This is a genomic window from Streptomyces sp. NPDC048278 (assembly GCF_040652195.1).
Classification (GTDB): domain Bacteria; phylum Actinomycetota; class Actinomycetes; order Streptomycetales; family Streptomycetaceae; genus Streptomyces.
This window is the reverse complement of sequence record NZ_JBEZLP010000013.1, coordinates 212,249-228,090: the sequence shown is the minus strand read 5'-3', so window position 1 is coordinate 228,090 and position 15,842 is coordinate 212,249. Positions and strand designations below refer to the sequence as shown.

The window sequence follows — 15,842 nt, the reverse complement described above, 5'->3', positions numbered from 1 at the left end:
CCCTCTTCCCGCAGCGACGGCGCCCGGCCACGACGGCGGAACCCGGCGGTGCCTCACCCGGCCGCACCCCTCTCGTCGTCCACGATCTCGGCGTCCACCACACCCTCCTCCTCGGCCTCGGGCGCCCGCTGTTCCTCGGCCGAACCGTCGGAGGCCGCCGCATACATGGCCTGCCCCATCTGCTGGCTCACGCTCGCCAGTTTCTCCACCCCCTGCCGCAGCTCGCCGGTGTCCGCGTTCCGCTCCAGCAGCGCCTTGAGCTCGGTGACCGCCGCCGCCACGTCGGCCTTGGTGCCGGCCGGCACCCGCTCCTCGTTCTCCCGGAGGAAGTTCTCGGTCTGGTAGACGAGTTGCTCGGCCTGGTTCCGCGTCTCCGCGGCCTCACGGCGCCTGCGGTCCTCCTCGGCGTACTGCTCGGCCTCCCGCATCATGCGGTCGATGTCGTCCTTGGGGAGGGCGGAGCCGCCGGTCACGGTCATCTTCTGCTCGCGGCCGGTCGCCAGGTCCTTCGCCGAGACGTGCATGATCCCGTTCGCGTCGATGTCGAAGGCCACCTCGATCTGCGGCACCCCGCGCGGTGCCGGCGGCAGACCGGTGAGGTCGAAGACGCCGAGCTTCTTGTTGTACGCGGCGATCTCCCGCTCCCCCTGGTACACCTGGATGCCCACCGAGGGCTGGTTGTCGGCCGCGGTCGTGAAGATCTCCGAACGCCGGGTCGGGATCGTGGTGTTGCGCTCGATGAGCCTGGTCATGATGCCGCCCTTGGTCTCGATGCCCAGGGACAGCGGGGTGACGTCGAGCAGCAGCACGTCCTTCACGTCGCCGCGGATGACACCCGCCTGGAGGGCGGCGCCGACCGCGACCACCTCGTCCGGGTTGACGCCCTTGTGCGGGTCCTTGCCGGTGAGTTCGCGGACCAGGTCGGTGACGGCGGGCATCCGGGTGGAGCCGCCGACCAGGATGACGTGGTCGATCGCCGAGACCTGCACGCCCGCGTCCTTGACGGCCTGGTGGAAGGGTTTCTTGCAGCGGTCCAGCAGGTCGGCCGTGAGCTCCTGGAACCCGGCCCGCGTCAGCTTCTCCTCCAGGTGCAGCGGACCCTCCGCGGAGGCGGTGATGTACGGCAGGTTGACCGAGGTCTCCGTCGACGACGACAGCTCGATCTTCGCCTTCTCGGCACCCTCGCGCAGCCGCTGCACCGCCATCTTGTCGTTGCCGAGATCGACGCCGTACTGCCCCTTGAACCGCTTCACGAGATGTTCGACGACCCGCTGGTCCCAGTCGTCGCCGCCCAGATGCGTGTCGCCGTTGGTGGCCTTGACCTCGATCACCCCGTCGCCGATCTCCAGGAGCGACACGTCGAAGGTGCCGCCCCCGAGGTCGAAGACGAGGACCGTCTGCTCCTCGCCCCGGTCCAGGCCGTAGGCGAGCGCGGCGGCCGTGGGCTCGTTGATGATCCGCAGCACCTTCAGGCCGGCGATCTCCCCGGCCTCCTTGGTGGCCTGCCGCTGGGCGTCGTCGAAGTACGCGGGTACGGTGATCACCGCGTCGGTGACGTCCTCGCCGAGGTAGGCCTCGGTGTCCCGCTTGAGCTTCTGCAGCACCCGCGCCGAGAGCTCCTGGGCCCGGAACCGGGTGCCGTCCACGCTCCCGCTCTCCGGGAACCGCCAGGCCGTGTCGCCCATGTGCCGCTTGACCGAGCGCGCGGTGCGGTCCACGTTGGTCACCGCCTGCCGCTTGGCGACCTCGCCGACCAGCACATCGCCGTTCTTCGCGAAGGCCACGACCGACGGGGTGGTGCGCGCCCCCTCGGCGTTGGCGACGACGGTGGGCTCACCGCCCTCCAGCAGGGCCACCACCGAGTTCGTCGTACCGAGGTCGATACCGACCGCACGTGCCATGTCCGTCCCCTTTCCGCCCGGGCGCTTCCCCGACTCCAGCACAAAACTTGAGCGAGCTGTTGTCAATGCCGGGTACCCCGTAAACAACGATGCCGCGCCCCCTCCGAGGAGGGGCGCGGCATCGCAGCAGGTACGGCGATCAGGCGAGCTTCGCGTCCAGGGTGATGGTGGTGCCGGTCAGGGCCTGGCTGACCGGGCAGTTCTTCTTGGCGTCCTCGGCGGCGGCGGTGAAGCCGTCCGCGTCCAGGCCGGGGACGGTGCCCTCGACGGTCAGGTGGATGCCGGTGATGCCGGTGCCCGGCTGGAAGGTGACGTCGGCGTTGGTGACCAGCTTGGTGGGCGGGGTGCCGGCACCGGTCAGGGCGTGCGACAGCGCCATGGAGAAGCAGCTGGAGTGGGCCGCCGCGATCAGCTCCTCCGGGCTGGTCTTGCCGTTCGCCTCCTGGGAGCGGGCCGCCCACGTGACCGGCTGCTCGCTGATACCGGAGGAGTCGAAGGTGATGACCCCGTTGCCCTCGGTGAGGCTGCCTTCCCAGACGGTGTGTGCGGTGCGCGTGGTGGCCACGGTTGTTCCTTTCGGCGATGAAGGCGAATGAACCGGTTCGCTCGCCCCCATCCGATCACATCAGGGCTCACCGCACCCGGAAGACCGGCCCACGGGGAGTGAACGGCAGGCGGCGGCCGTCCGGGATCAGGTACGCGTGCTCGCGGCGGACCCGCAGGACGTCGCACCAGCCGTCGGTGATCACCAGGACGGGCGCGGTGGGCGGGAAGTCGTCGGCGCGCTGGAGCAGGTCGACGCCGGGCTGCAGGACGGTGCCGCCGCGGCCGTGCACCCGGACCCGGCCGGCGATCTCGGTGGTCGGGAGGTAGCCGGCGTCGTGCGGGGCCGCGTCGCAGAAGACGACGCGTGCGGCCGGTACGTCACGGGCCTCCGCGTAGGAGGCGATGGCGCCGAGGGCCTTGCCGAGCAGGGTGCGGTCCATGGAGCCGGAGGTGTCGAGGACCACGCCGAAGGTGCACCGGGCGACCTCCTCGGGCGGGAAGTACCGGCCGGCGCGCGGGATGTCGGGAGTGGACGACTGCCGGCGCGAGGGGCGGGCGTACGACCGTACGGCCTCCGGACGCGGCACGAACTCGTCGAACCAGCGGGCGAGTCGGGCGTCCCACGGCAGCGGCGGATGGCTGAGCGCGCGGATCTCCTCCACCAGGCCGCCGGGCAACAGGCCCCGGTCCTGCGTCTGGTGCAGGTCGAGCCCCTGGCACAGCCCGCGCCGGTAGAACTCGTCGAGGTCGACGTAGGCGCCGGGCGGTCCGAGCGGTGCGCCGAGCACGTCACCGCGTCCCTTGCCGCGCAGCGTGCCGAGCCGCCGCATCCGCCGCAGGTCGACGGCGATCCGGTCGTACACCTCCTCGGCCGACAGGCCCTGCAACCCGGGGTCGTGCAGCAGCCCTTCGGGCATGGTGCCGACGCGCATCTCGACCAGCCAGCCGTTGATGACGTAGTCGCAGGCGATGTTGAAGAGGTAGTGGTCCCGGGCGCCGAGGCGGTCGCCGTGGCGCAGGGCGGCGTGCAGCATCTCGTGGGCGAGGACGAACCGCCACTCCTCTTCGTCCATGGTCCGCAGCGGGTTGACGTAGATCTCGCCGGCCTCGGGGTTGACCGCGGCGACGGCGATGTCGTGGGCGCGGGCCAGTTCGGCGTCGGCGACCAGGGTGATGCCGGCCGCGATGCCGCCGAGCAGCGGGTAGGAGGAGACGAACCAGCTCAGCGCCCGTTCCCAGGGGCGCCGGGGGGTCGGCGGCCCCGCCATGGAGGTGCGGCGGCCACCGGCCAGGTCCATCGCCCGGGACATGGTGCGGGTCAGCGCGTGCGCGAACCCGACCTGCCAGTCGGGGACCTGACCGGCCCACGTGCTCCAGGAGAGGAGGAGCTGGTCGGGCTCGCCGCCGTTCGTCCCGCCGCGCTCGTAGGCGGCCGGGATGCCGCCGGTCCGGCGCCAGCCGGCGGCGAGCCGCTCCTCGTCGCCCTCCGGGTAGGAGGCCGGCAGGTGGTCGGGGGCCTCGCCGATCGGGAAGGTCTCCAGGAAGCGGTTGACTACGGCGCAGCGGGCGGCGAGGTCGTAGCGGTCGGGCTGATCGCGTGGCCCGGTGGCGGCCGGGAGGTGGCCGAAGCCGAGATGGATGGTGCAGTGCGCCAACGCCCAGGCCCACTGGGCGGGTTCGGCCCGCCGGGTGGCGTGCGCGTGCAGCACCCCGTCGGAGTCCGCGCGCACCAGCCCCTCCCGAGGGCCGAGTTCGCACTTCTCGTGCCGGCAGATCGTGAACTCCACCGCGCGCAGAGCAGGGTTGGCGCGGAGCAGCTCGACGCCGGCCGCGAAGTTCTCGGCGGCCGGGTCCTGCTTCTTGCGGGCGGCGGCGGCCCGGCTCATCGCCGGGCCTCCACCAGCCGGGGCATGTCCCGGGCAGCCTCGATCAGGAACCAGGCGGGCAGCACCGGGTTGCCGTCGGCGTCGGAGGCGATGACGGTCTGGGCGACCTCGACGGAGATCTCGGCGAGCTGCACCAGCAGCGACTTGGCGCGGTACGCGGTCTGCCGGCCGTTCGCCGACATGTGCTCCTTGTCGACGGGCAGTTCCTTGACCAGCCGTCCCCGGAACGACTCGGCGAGGTAGTAGAGCAGGTCGCGGTCCTCGATCCGGGGCGGCCAGCCGGCGTCGCCCTTCAGGATGGCCTCGATCCCGAACCGGCTGCGCACGATCTTGACGTATCCGCAGAAGGCGGTGGCGTGGGCGGGGGTCAGCGTGCCGTGTGCCAGTACCTTCAGCGTCTCCTCGTCCAGCTCGTGCCCGAAGGAGTGCAGGGCGTCGGAGAGCATGTGCCAGGAGCGCGGGGTGGAGAACGGCTCCTCGGTCTTCGGCGGCTTGGACCACAGGTGGTCGGGCCGGTCGGTGAGGTGGTCCAGGATCCACGGGTGGATGCCGGCCGCCGCCGCCCAGGCGAGCCAGTCGTGTGCGGAGGCCTCCAGGTGGACGTGGGCCAGGCGGTTGACGAGCGCGGAGGCGATGGGCCGGGCGAGGGCGTTGTCGGTGGCCCGGTTGCCTGCGCCGATGACGATCGAGCCCTTGGGCAGCTCGTAGTTGCCGATGCGCCGGTCGAGGATCAGCGAGTAGAACGCCTTCTGCACATCGGGGGTGGCCGCGTTCAGCTCGTCGAGGAAGAGGCAGTAGGGCTCGTCGCGGGCGATCGACTCGGGCGGGCAGAACACCGACCGCCCGTCCCTGATCTGCGGAACCCCGATCAGGTCCTCGGGCGCGAGCTGCGTACCCAGCAGGCTCACACACTCCAGCCCGAGCGACTCGGCGAACTCCCGCACCAGGGAGGACTTCCCGATACCGGGGGCGCCCCAGATGAACACCGGCCGCACGGTGGCGAGCCCGAGGAGGAGTTCGGGAATACGGGAGGGCGTGACGGACACGGCTGCCTGCAAGAGGCTGCTCCTTGGGGTGTTCGAGGACTTCTGCGACTCGAACAGTGTGAGCCGGGAGCAAAAGGAACGCAGCCGATTTATCCGGGGCCAGGCCGGAGCGCCCCGTCAGGGGCGCGCCCCGTCAGGGGCGCGGGGAACTGCGCGACCAGCCCCCACCGCCCCGCACCCGACCGACTACGCGACGTTCTCCTGTCGGCCCTCCGCCAACGGCACTTGCGGACCGTCCGCCTCCATGAGCCACCGCCGCAACACCCCGTGCACCGCCTCGGCCCCCACCAGCTCCTCCCCCTCTCCCACCGGTTCGGACACACAGACCGGCGACAACAGGAACGGCCGCCCCTGCGCACCCCCCAGCCCTCCGTGCGACCCGATCTGCTCCTCGAACGCGAGGACTTCGCCGCTCTCGGGGTCGTACCACGAGTTCACCATGATGTCGGCGGTGTGCGGAAAGGAGTGCGTCCGCCGCACGGCGTCGGCGGCGCCCGCCCCGAACACGGCCAGCGGCCCCGCAGGGCCGTCGAGCCGGTCGACCGGCACCTCCGCCCCGTACGCGCCGAGCACGACCCCACCGTGCTCCGCGCTGCGCACCAGCAGGAACCCGACCCCGGGATGGTTCGCGAGCGTCGGCAGCAGCGCGGGGTGGCGTGCGTCGATCTCCTCCTTGGTCATGCGGTGCGGTACGTCGGGGAAGGAGACCAGGCCGAGGTTGCCGGAGGCGAGCACGATCGGTTCGGAGTGCCGGGTGGGCCGGTGTTTCTCGCCGCCCTCCTCGACCGGCCTGCGCAGCGCCGCGCGGACGGCGGCCCGCGCCTCCGTGCCGCTGTGGGTGCGCTCGGCCCTGCGCGGCACGTGCAGTCCGCAGCCGGCCCGGACCAGGTCGCCGAGGCCGAGGCCGTACCGGGTGTGGAAGGTCTCGCCGGGGCTCTGGCCGTGGTCGGAGAGGACGACGATCCGGTACTGCCGCGGGGCGTGTTCGGCGGCCTTCCCGATCAGGGCGAGGGCGCGGTCCAGGCGTTGCAGCACCCTCTCCGCGTCCCGGCTGTGCGGGCCGGAGTGGTGGGCGACCTCGTCGTAGGCGACCAGGTCGGCGTAGACGGCGGTGCGGCCGACGAGCAGGTCGCCCATGACGGCGGCGACGACGACGTCCCGTTCGACGACGGTCGCGAAGGCGCGGACGAAGGGGTAGAGGCCGCCGCGGCCGACGCGCGGGCGCTGCTTGCGCAGCCGGGCCGCGGTGGACTGGCCGATCTCGCGGGCGACCTCGGCGAAGAAGGAGAGTGCGGTGCGGACGGCGTTGGCCGGGTCGGCGAAGTACGCGAAGTAACCGGCGCGGGAACGGTTCTCCCGGCCGCGGCGGCGGGTGGCTATCGACAGGACGAGGGCCTGTTCGTCGGCGCCGCCGCCGAACAGGTTGCCGCGGCTGGCGCCGTCCAGGGTGAGCAGTCCCCCGTCGGCGGTGCGCTCGATCGCCCGGCGCTGGAGTTCGGCGGCGCTGGTCGGCCGGTTGCAGACCATCACCTCGCGGCTGTCCTTCTCGTACCAGCGGAAGGCCGGGACGTCGAAGGTGGAGCCGTGCAGGATGCCGAGCTGGCTGGCGCCGGTCTGGCTGGACCAGTCGGTGCGCCAGGGGGTCAGGCGGTGACTGGACGGTCCTTCGCCCGCGCCCAGCCAGCCGGCCACGGTCGGCATCAGGCCCTTGGCCACGGCGGCGGTGAGGACGTCGTGGCCGACGCCGTCGAGCTGGAGGAAGACGGTGCCGGGGGTGGCCGGGCAGGGCGGGTGGGATCTGCGGCGGCGGAGGGCGAGGCGGGAGAGCCGGCGGCGGTAGGCGTCGTCGTCGCGGACGGCGAGGGCACCGCCGGTGGCGGAGGCGACGGCGGACATCACGGCGGCCACGATCACGGCGGTCTCCGGCGCGGCCTCGCTCTGCCCGGAGGGGTTGATGCGCAGGGCGACGAGGAGGAGGGAGCCGTTGAGGAAGAAGACCAGCAGGCCGAGGACGAGGGCGGGCACGAGCAGCAGCAGCCGTACGAGGAGGGGCCAGACGACGGCCGAGAGCACACCGAAGGCGCCGGCGCCGAGCGCGGCGGTCACGGCGATGCGGGTGGCGCTGTCACCGTCGGGGGACTGGAGCTGGAAGTCGGGCAGGATGCCGGCGAGGACCAGCATGGTGACGGTGGACACCGCCCACACAGTGACGCTCCGCCCGACCTGACTGACGACCCGCCGCCACCGCACGCCCCACCGACCTCACGTCCGCGACCCGCGCCGGATGCGGGTCTGCCGCCGTCCACCCTGTCACACGGCCGTGCGCCGACTGCGGGTGAGCGTCGACCGGTGCGGGCGGCGGCCGGTGCGGACGGGACGGGGGGACGAAGGGGGGACGGGGGGACGGGGGCCTACCGGCCGTCGTAGCCGGCCGTCGGCATCGACAGCCTGCGGTGGACGCGGGCCTTCATCTGCGCGTCGTAGCACGGCTCGGCCCGGCCCACCGTCTCCACCCGGACCCCGCGTCTCGCGCACTCCGCCATGAAGTCCTCGACCGACGACAGCGCGCTCTCCAGGACCCGTCTGCTGGGGGCGACGAAGACGTCGAGGCCGGGCCGGACGCCGGTCCACAGGGCGCTGTGATCGGGGCGCAGGCCGCGGACCAGGAGTTCGCGGGCGATGACGTAGCCGTGTTCCACGGCCCAGCGCGCACACATCGCGTGCTGGCTGCGGGAATCGACCAGGAAGGGGTCGATCTCCAGTTCCTCCAGCGGCGTCAGACTCGCGATCGCGGTCACCCGCACCGCCGCGGGCCCGCAGGAGGCACCCCGCACCTGTCCCATGGCGTCCCCCCTCACCTCCGGGTTTCGCCGCCGACCCTACTCCTGCACGTAGGCTTCGGGGAGTCGCGCGAAGGAGGCAAAGAGGTGCCGGTGGAGATCACCTGGTGGGGTCACGCCACCTGCACGATCGAGGATTCGGGCGTACGCGTGCTCACCGATCCCCTGTTCGCGCGCCGGCTCGCCCACCTGCGCCGCCGCCGGGGCGCCCCGCCGCCGCCCGAGGCCCGCCGCGCGGACCTCGTACTCGTCTCCCACCTGCACGCCGACCATCTGCACGTCCCCTCGCTGGCCGGCCTCGCCCCGGGCACGCGCCTGCTCGTGCCCCGGGGCGCACCACGGGCGGTGCCCGCGCTCCGCCGCCTCGGCCGGCTGCGGATCACCGAGGTGGACGTCGGGGACGGGATATCCGTCGGCCCCCTCGTCGTACGGGCGGTGCCCGCGCGGCACGACGGCCGCCGGCTGCCGGTCGGGCCGCACCGCTCGCCCGCTCTCGGATACGTCGTCGAGGGCGCGGCGCGGACGTACTTCGCCGGGGACACCGGGCTGTTCGACGAGATGGCCGAGGCGGTGGGCCCGGTGGACGTGGCCCTGCTGCCGGTCGGCGGGTGGGGCCCGCACCTCGGCGAGGGGCATCTGGACGCGGGCCGGGCGGCGCGGGCCCTGGCGCTGCTGGCGCCGCGCAGCGCGGTGCCGGTGCACTACGGGACGTACTGGCCGATCGGCATGGACGGGGTACGCCCGCACGAGTTCCACGCGCCCGGCGACGAGTTCGTGCGCCTGGCGGCGGAGTACGCGCCGCAGGTGGCGGTGCACAGGCTCGGTCACGGGGAGAGCGTGCGGCTGGAGGTCGCGCGGTGAGACTGCTGGTGGTCATGGTGGCTGCCGCCGGCTCCACGGCGGCGACCTCCACCTCGACCGAGTCCGCGCAGCAGGCGATCGGGTATCCGACGCTGTTCCTGCTGGTGCTGATCGGGGCGTTGGTGCCGGTGGTGCCGACGGGGGCGCTGGTGAGTTCGGCCGCGGTGGTGGCGTTCCACCAGACGGCGCCGTTCGCGTTGGCGCTGGTGTTCGTGACGGCGTCGCTGGCGGCCTTCCTGGGAGATGCGGCGCTGTACTGGCTGGGGCGGCGGGGGCTGCGGTCGAGGAACGGGTCGCGGTGGCTGGAGGCGATACGGGCGCGGGCGCCGGAGGAGCGGCTGGAGCAGGCGCAGGGGAAGCTGGCCGAGCACGGGGTGGCCGTGCTGGTGCTGTCCCGGCTGGTTCCGGCCGGGCGGATACCGGTGATGCTGGCGTGTCTGCTGGCCAAGTGGCCGTTGCGGCGGTTCGCGCGGGGGAACGTGGCGGCGTGCCTGGCGTGGGCGGCGGCGTATCAGGTGATCGGGATTCTGGGTGGGTCGTTGTTCCCGGAACCGTGGGAGGGGGTTGTGGTGGCGGTCGCGCTGACGGTGGTGATCAGTGTGGCGCCGAGTGTGTGGCGGCGGGTCCGGTCTGCTGCGTGACGGTGCGTCGCGGAGTGCGGGTACGTGGCGCGTACGAGGTGGTCACTCGCGCAGTTCCCCGTGCCCCTTGAGGGCGCTCCACTCCAGCGTCTTCGAGGCTCCCACCGGCAGATCCCAGAGGTCCTCCCGGGCCAGCCCCGCCCGTTCCCAGGCCGCCCGGACGCGCGTCAGCGGTTCCAGGACCGGCTCCGCGGAGAGGATGAAGGTGCCCCAGTGCATCGGGGCCATGCGCCGCGCCCCCAGGTCCTGCGTCGCCCGGACCGCCTCCTCCGGGTCCAGGTGGACGTCGCTGAGCCACCAGCGGGGGTCGTAGGCGCCGATGGGCATCAGGGCGAGGCCGATGCCGGGGTAGCGGCGCCCGATGCGGGAGAACCAGTGGCCGTAGCCCGTGTCGCCGGCGAAGTAGACGCGGGCACCGTCGGGGGCGGTGAGGACCCAGCCGCCCCAGAGGCTGTGGCAGGTGTCGGCGAGGGTGCGCTTGGACCAGTGGTGGGCGGGGACGAAGTCGAACCGGACCCCCGACAGTTCGGCCGCCTCCCACCAGTCCAGCTCGGTGACGGTGGTGAACCGACGGCGCCGGAACCAGCGGCCCAGCCCGGCCGGCACGAACACCGGGGTGTCGCGCGGGAGGCGGCGCAGGGTGGGGGCGTCCAGGTGGTCGTAGTGGTTGTGGCTGAGGACGACCGCGTCGACGCGCGGCAGGGTCTCCCAGGGCACACCGACCGGGGTGACACGGGCGGGGGTGCCGAGGATACGGCGGGACCAGACCGGGTCGGTGAGGACGGTCAGACCGCCGATCCGGACGACCCAACTGGCGTGTCCCGCCCAGGTGACGGCGACGGTGTCGGCGTCCGCGCGGGGCAGCGGGCCGGGTTCGTAGGGCAGTCGGCGGACGTCGGCGAGACCCTCACGGCCGGGGCGCACGGAGCCCTCGCGGGCGAACCGGGCCATGGCCTTGAGACCGGGCAGCGGGGCGGTCAGACGGTCGTGGAAGGTCCGCGGCCAGACCCGCAGTTCGCCCAGGGGCCGGGGTTCGGCCAGCGGCGGGTACGGCGGCGCGTACGGGGTCGGTGTCGGAGTGAGGGCCGTGCCGGAACCGGCTTCTCCGGTCGACGTGGCCGTTATGGCGGCCGTGACCGTCGTGGTGAGGGCAGGCGTGGCGAGGGCAGGCGTGGTGAGGGCCGGCGCCGTCGGAGCAGTCGTCGTGGCAGTCGCCGCCGCCGAAGTCGTCGTGGCCGAAGTCGTCGTGGCCGAAGTCGTCGTGGCCGAAGTCGTCGTGGCCGAAGTCGTCGTGGCCGAAGTCGTCGTGGCAGTCGTCGTCGTGGCAGTCGTCGCGGACCCTGACTCATGCGTCTGCTGCGTCATCGAGGAGGCTCCCATCGCTGAGCGTCGTCGCGGAGATCGTCGAGTACCGACCCCAAGGACATCAACGCGCGTTGCACGTGTGGCAGTTCCAACGGCGTGGGTGACGTGAGGCATTCCAGGCGCTCCGTGTCGGTGCCGCCCAGCAGCGGGCCGGTGGCGAGCCGGACGCGCAGTGCGCCCAGGTCGTCGCCGAACCGGTGGCCGCCGGGCGCCGGCATGCCGAGCCGGGCGGTGAGGAAGTCCTCCAACTCCTGTGCGTCGCCGACCCCGTGGCCTGCGAGCGCGGCGCGCAGCGGCTCCAGGTCGGCGTACAGATGACGGCCGGCCTGCGGGGGCCGGGCGAGGGCCCCACCGGCGACGACCGCGGCATGCGCGGCGGCGGCCACGCCCGCGTGCAGCCGTACGACGGCCTCCCGGCGTGCGGTGACGGGCCCGGGCTCGTCCAGCGCGTACCCCGCGGCGACCGCGACCGGTCCGGCGAGGCGGGCGCCCACCGCCGTGAGGATGTCGAGCACGCGCGCGTGCAGCGCCCCGCCGGTGGCGCCGGCCGGAAACCGGGCGACGGCGGCGGGCCAGCCGGCCGGCAGCAGGGCACCGGCCAGGTCGGTGACGACGGTGACCCGGTCCGGGAGCATCTCGGCGGGGCTGAGCAGCACGGTGGCGTCCGGGGCGTGCAGGGTGTCGCGCCAGGTCTCGTCGCTGACCAGGTGCAGTCCCGCGCCGGCCGCGGCCTCCACGGTCTCGTGCAGCAGTTCGGGCGGGGCGACGGTGGCGGTGGGGTCGTCGGCGACGGAGAGCACCAGCAGCCGGGGGTCGCCGCCCTCGTCCCGGACCCGGCGGACGGTCTCCAGCAGCGCGTACGGGTCGGGGGCGCCGCCGGACTCGGCCGGGGTGGCCACGTGGAAGACGGGCCGGCCGAGGAGCCGGGCGTACGGCGCCCACCAGGCGGCGCAGGGCCGCGGCACCAGCACGTCGCCGCCGAGCGCGGCGGTGAGCGCGAGCAGCAGGGCGGGGGCGCCGGGTCCCGCGGTCACCCGGTCGGGCGGGGCGGGCAGCCCACGGCGTTCCCAGTAGCCGCGGGCCGCGTCCAGCAGCGCCGGTCCGCCGCCGACGGGCTCCTCCGCGCCCCGGTCCGCGGCGGCGGCCAGTACGGCGGCGAGCTCGTGCAGGACGGGCAGCCCGTCGTCGGGCAGGGGCGGCCCGTAGCGGACGGGCCCGTGGCCTTCGGGTACGGCGGGAACGGTCTCCTCCGCGGAGGTGCCGGCCGCCGGTCCGTGGCTCTCGGGATCCGTCCGCCGCATGTCCGCCTCCGCGCAGTCCGTGGTGCCGTGTGCTGGTCCGGTCCGGGTCGTGCGTACGGTGCCGGAGCGGGCGCTCCGGGGTACCCGGCGACCGCCCGGTCACCCGTCCGCGCCGGTCCTCCCGGCCCACAGCCGGTACGCCCGCCCGCCCCACATCCGGTACGCGGCGCCGCAGCAGGCCGCCGCGATCAGCATCGCGCCCGCGACCAGCACCGGTACGGACGTGTTGTAGGCGCCGCCGTCCCCGGCCGCCACCCCGTGCTGCACGCCCGTCGCGGCGCAGGAGCCGTCGCCGCCGCGGGCCTCGCCGCACTCCTGCGCGCCACCGCACGACTGCTGTCCTGCGGAGCAGGGCCGCTCGCCCTCCGCGTGAGATCCGTGGGAGACGTCACCGTCCTCCCCCCGAGGGACCGCGGCACCGACGTCACCACGGGACGCCGCGTCACCGTCGCCGCGATCACCGCGGACGGCCGTGCCGTCGTCACCTCGGGAGGCCGTGCCGTCCTCCGCCCGGCCGGTGCCGCCGTCGTCCCCGCGCACGCCGGGGCTCGCGTCCCCGCGGGGAGCGGCGCCCGCGTCATCGCGAGGGGCCGTGCCCGCGTCATCGCGGGGAGTCGTGCCCGCGTCACCAGGGGCGAACGTGCCGTCGTACGTGCCGTCGCCCCCGCCCGTGACCGTCCCGTCGGACCCGCCCGGGACCGTCCCGCCGCCCACCTGGGGCGGGGGCGCCACGCCGCTGCCGACGGGCGGCACGGCCCCACCGCCGACCTGCGGCATCGCGCCGCCGTCGCCTTGGGGGAACGTGCCACCGTCGCCCTGGTCAAACGTGCCGCCGTCCCCCACGGAGGGCGTACCGGCGTCATCCCGAGCGAGGGCCAGGTGCGCGCCCCAGGGCCGTGCCTGCTGGCCGCTCGCCGCCGGGCAGGTCCCGTCGACGGTCCGGGTACCGTCCCGCCCGGCGAACGCCGTCGAGGTGGCGTCGATGGCCGCAGGCGCTCGCCCCCCGGCGTCCGCGCAGGTCACCGAGACGGTGACGACGGCGCCCGGCCGGGCGTCGGCGGGGCTGCTCCCGGCGGCGGGGCCGACGGCCGCGGCGGCCGTACCGGTGGCGCCGAACGCGGCACCCGCCAGGACGGCGACGGACAGGGTGCGAACGGTGCGGCGCATGGGAGGAACTCCTTGCACGGACGACTCGGAGGCACGGGGCCCGTACCCCCGCAGCCATCACAGCCCGGCCCACGCCCCGCCGCGCGCGGCAGGACCCATTCGCGGGACAGGCGCGCACTTTCGGGTGACGTCACAGCCCGGTTCCGGCGCGGGAACGCTCCCGCGTGCTTCGGAGGCCGTGTCGAGCAGGTGGAGCCGACCGTGCCGTGGCCGGACGTTCCGCGGTCGGACGGCCTCAGCTCGCGGTGGCGCCCGGCGTCGCCGTCTCGGCGCAGTTCCGCTCCCGGGCGCCCTCGCGGGTACGGCCGGCGGCGACGAGACGCCGGGGGTGGCGCCGCAGGTACTCGCCCTCCAGCTGGGCCATGCGCTCGTTGTGGGCCCGCAGCGCGTCGTTCGAGCCGTACAGCAGGGTGTCGTGGCGCGTCCGGTGGATGGTCTCCAGCTCCTTCATGAGCTGCTGTTCGTCCAGCCGGCTGGGGTCGACTCCGGTCATGGTGGTACCCCGCTCGTCGTGTGGGTCCCGGCGGTCCGGATTCCTGCCTCCACTGTACGAACATCCGGGCGCGCGGGCCTCCCTAGGGCACCGCCCCGCCCTACCGCACCCGCTCCACGCGGCGCTCGTCCCACACCGGCTCCGCGGTCTCGCGGACCCGGCCGTCGCTGCCGAAGACCAGGTAGCGGTCGAAGGAGCGGGCGAACCAACGGTCGTGGGTGACGGCGAGCACCGTGCCGTCGAACGCCTCAAGACCTTCCTGGAGGGCCTCGGCGGACTCCAGGTCGAGGTTGTCGGTCGGCTCGTCCAGGAGCAGTGCCGTCACGCCCTGGAGTTCGAGCAACAGGATCTGGAACCGGGCCTGCTGGCCGCCGGACAGCCGGTCGAAGTTCTGTTCGGACTGCTGGGTGAGTTCGTAGCGGCGCAGCCGGGACATCGCGGCCCCGCGGTCCTGGGAGTGTTCCGTCCACAGGATGTCCAGGAGGGTGCGGCCCTCCAGCTCGGGGTGGGCGTGGGTCTGCGCGAAGTGCCCGGGCACCACCCGCGCGCCCAGCTTCCACTCCCCCGAGTGCGCGACGTCCTCGCCGGCCAGCAGCCGCAGGAAGTGCGACTTGCCGGAGCCGTTGGAGCCGAGGACGGCGACCCGCTCGCCGTAGAAGACCTCCAGGTCGAAGGGTTTCATCAGGCCGGTGAGTTCGAGCTGCGCGCAGGTCACGGCCCGTACGCCGGTACGGCCGCCCTTGATGCGCATCCTGATGTCCTGCTCGCGCGGCGGCTCGGGCGGCGGTCCGGCCTCCTCGAACTTGCGGAGCCGGGTCTGCGCAGCCGCGTACCGGGACGCCAACTCGTGGGAGATGGAGGCTGCCTGACGGAGGCTCAGTACCAGCTTCTTCAGCTGGGCGTGCTTCTCGTCCCAGCGGCGGCGCAACTCCTCGAAGCGGGCGAAGCGTTCGCGCCGGGCCTCGTGGTAGGTGGCGAAGCCGCCGCCGTGCACCCAGGCGTCGGCGCCGGTCGGCGAGGGCTCCACGGAGACGATCTTCTCGGCGGAGCGGGAGAGGAGTTCGCGGTCGTGGGAGACGAACAGGACCGTCTTGCGGGTCTCCTTGAGCTGCTGTTCCAGCCAGCGCTTGCCGGGCACGTCGAGGTAGTTGTCCGGCTCGTCGAGGAGCAGCACCTCGTCGGTGCCCCGGAACAGGGCCTCCAGCACCAGCCGCTTCTGCTCCCCGCCGGAGAGGGTGCGCACCTGGCGCCACTGGGCCTTGTCGTACGGCACCCCGAGGGCGGCCGTGGTGCACATGTCCCAGAGGGTCTCGTGCTCGTAACCGCGCACCTCGGCCCAGTCGGCGAGGGCCTGCGCGTACTTCAGCTGGGCCGCCTCGTCGTCGACGGTCATGATGGCGTGCTCGGCCTTGTCGACGGCCTGCGCGGCCGTGCGGATGCCGGGCGGGGCGACGGAGACGAGGAGGTCGCGTACGGTCGTCTCGTCCCGTACGGAGCCCACGAACTGGCGCATCACGCCGAGGCCGCCGCTCACGGCCACGGTGCCGCCGTGCGGTTTCAGCTCGCCGGAGATCAGCCGCAGCAGGGTGGTCTTGCCGGCGCCGTTGGGTCCGACGAGGGCCACGGCGGCGCCCTCGCCGACCCGGAAGGAGACATCGCCGAGCAGGGCCCTCCCGTCGGGGAGGTAGTACTCGAGGTGCGCGGCTTCCAGATGTCCCATGGTCAGCGATTCTGCGGGGCGGGGCCGGGATGGGGCAAACCGTTATCAGGCCGCCGTCCTCGGGTGCGGGTGCGT

The 15,842-nt window shown here is 73.7% G+C and carries 13 protein-coding genes; 2 read left to right on the top strand and 11 right to left on the bottom strand.

Annotated elements, in window-relative coordinates; all coding sequences use genetic code 11:
- Positions 1–53 precede the first annotated feature (53 nt).
- The 6 genes from dnaK to AB0D74_RS23870 form a co-directional block, all read right to left on the bottom strand.
- Positions 54–1,901, bottom strand: coding sequence for a molecular chaperone DnaK (gene dnaK / locus AB0D74_RS23895; RefSeq protein WP_362590388.1), 1,848 nt, complete (start codon positions 1,899–1,901; stop codon positions 54–56).
- Positions 1,902–2,040: 139 nt separating this feature from the next.
- Complete coding sequence (locus AB0D74_RS23890; RefSeq protein ID WP_362590385.1) at positions 2,041–2,466, bottom strand: OsmC family protein; 426 nt, start codon at positions 2,464–2,466, stop codon at positions 2,041–2,043.
- 67 nt (positions 2,467–2,533) lie between these two features.
- Entirely contained in the window at positions 2,534–4,333 is a 1,800-nt protein-coding gene (locus tag AB0D74_RS23885; RefSeq protein ID WP_362590382.1) for a hypothetical protein, read from the bottom strand.
- Positions 4,330–5,391: a MoxR family ATPase gene (locus AB0D74_RS23880; protein ID WP_362590379.1), complete on the bottom strand. Its 1,062-nt coding sequence runs from the start codon at positions 5,389–5,391 to the stop codon at positions 4,330–4,332. The genes AB0D74_RS23885 and AB0D74_RS23880 overlap by 4 nt, the downstream gene beginning before the upstream one ends.
- 174 nt (positions 5,392–5,565) lie before the next feature.
- Positions 5,566–7,584 (bottom strand): alkaline phosphatase family protein, encoded by a 2,019-nt coding sequence (locus AB0D74_RS23875; RefSeq protein ID WP_362590376.1) that lies wholly within the window; start codon positions 7,582–7,584, stop codon positions 5,566–5,568.
- Between the two features lie 206 nt (positions 7,585–7,790).
- Positions 7,791–8,222 carry a hypothetical protein gene (locus tag AB0D74_RS23870; protein ID WP_362590373.1) on the bottom strand — a complete coding sequence of 144 codons (432 nt, stop codon included), beginning with the start codon at positions 8,220–8,222 and terminating at the stop codon, positions 7,791–7,793.
- Between the two features lie 84 nt (positions 8,223–8,306).
- Here AB0D74_RS23870 and AB0D74_RS23865 point away from each other — a divergent pair, with 84 nt between their 5' ends.
- Positions 8,307–9,080, top strand: coding sequence for an MBL fold metallo-hydrolase (locus AB0D74_RS23865; protein ID WP_362590370.1), 774 nt, complete (start codon positions 8,307–8,309; stop codon positions 9,078–9,080).
- A gap of 14 nt (positions 9,081–9,094) precedes the next feature.
- Positions 9,095–9,721, top strand: a complete 627-nt coding sequence (locus AB0D74_RS23860) for a VTT domain-containing protein (RefSeq protein ID WP_362590572.1) — start codon at positions 9,095–9,097, stop codon at positions 9,719–9,721.
- 42 nt (positions 9,722–9,763) lie between these two features.
- Here AB0D74_RS23860 and AB0D74_RS23855 read toward each other — a convergent pair whose 3' ends face one another.
- The 5 genes from AB0D74_RS23855 to AB0D74_RS23835 all read right to left on the bottom strand — a co-directional run bounded on the left by AB0D74_RS23855 (position 9,764) and on the right by AB0D74_RS23835 (position 15,767).
- The gene (locus AB0D74_RS23855; protein ID WP_362590367.1) at positions 9,764–11,086 is read right to left on the bottom strand and encodes an MBL fold metallo-hydrolase; all 1,323 of its coding nucleotides are present in this window, start codon (positions 11,084–11,086) and stop codon (positions 9,764–9,766) included.
- Positions 11,083–12,387, bottom strand: a complete 1,305-nt coding sequence (locus AB0D74_RS23850) for an aminotransferase class I/II-fold pyridoxal phosphate-dependent enzyme (protein ID WP_362590364.1) — start codon at positions 12,385–12,387, stop codon at positions 11,083–11,085. Before AB0D74_RS23850 ends, AB0D74_RS23855 begins: the two co-directional genes overlap by 4 nt.
- Positions 12,388–12,486: 99 nt before the next feature.
- Positions 12,487–13,554, bottom strand: coding sequence for a hypothetical protein (locus AB0D74_RS23845; protein ID WP_362590361.1), 1,068 nt, complete (start codon positions 13,552–13,554; stop codon positions 12,487–12,489).
- A gap of 235 nt (positions 13,555–13,789) precedes the next feature.
- Positions 13,790–14,047: a DUF6158 family protein gene (locus AB0D74_RS23840; RefSeq protein ID WP_362590358.1), complete on the bottom strand. Its 258-nt coding sequence runs from the start codon at positions 14,045–14,047 to the stop codon at positions 13,790–13,792.
- A 100-nt stretch (positions 14,048–14,147) separates the two neighbouring features.
- Positions 14,148–15,767, bottom strand: a complete 1,620-nt coding sequence (locus AB0D74_RS23835; protein WP_362590355.1) for an ATP-binding cassette domain-containing protein — start codon at positions 15,765–15,767, stop codon at positions 14,148–14,150.
- Between the last annotated feature and the right edge of the window lie 75 nt (positions 15,768–15,842).

Bases quoted from the DNA above. Each gene is read 5' to 3' on its own strand.
- AB0D74_RS23855 (WP_362590367.1), bottom strand. From the start codon at position 11,086: ATGACGCAGCAGACGCATGAGTCAGGGTCCGCGACGACTGCCACGACG.
- AB0D74_RS23885 (WP_362590382.1), bottom strand. From the start codon at position 4,333: ATGAGCCGGGCCGCCGCCGCCCGCAAGAAGCAGGACCCGGCCGCCGAG.
- AB0D74_RS23845 (WP_362590361.1), bottom strand. From the start codon at position 13,554: ATGCGCCGCACCGTTCGCACCCTGTCCGTCGCCGTCCTGGCGGGTGCC.
- AB0D74_RS23850 (WP_362590364.1), bottom strand. From the start codon at position 12,387: ATGCGGCGGACGGATCCCGAGAGCCACGGACCGGCGGCCGGCACCTCC.
- dnaK (WP_362590388.1), bottom strand. From the start codon at position 1,901: ATGGCACGTGCGGTCGGTATCGACCTCGGTACGACGAACTCGGTGGTG.
- AB0D74_RS23870 (WP_362590373.1), bottom strand. From the start codon at position 8,222: ATGGGACAGGTGCGGGGTGCCTCCTGCGGGCCCGCGGCGGTGCGGGTG.
- AB0D74_RS23840 (WP_362590358.1), bottom strand. From the start codon at position 14,047: ATGACCGGAGTCGACCCCAGCCGGCTGGACGAACAGCAGCTCATGAAG.
- AB0D74_RS23835 (WP_362590355.1), bottom strand. From the start codon at position 15,767: ATGGGACATCTGGAAGCCGCGCACCTCGAGTACTACCTCCCCGACGGG.
- AB0D74_RS23860 (WP_362590572.1), top strand. From the start codon at position 9,095: ATGGTGGCTGCCGCCGGCTCCACGGCGGCGACCTCCACCTCGACCGAG.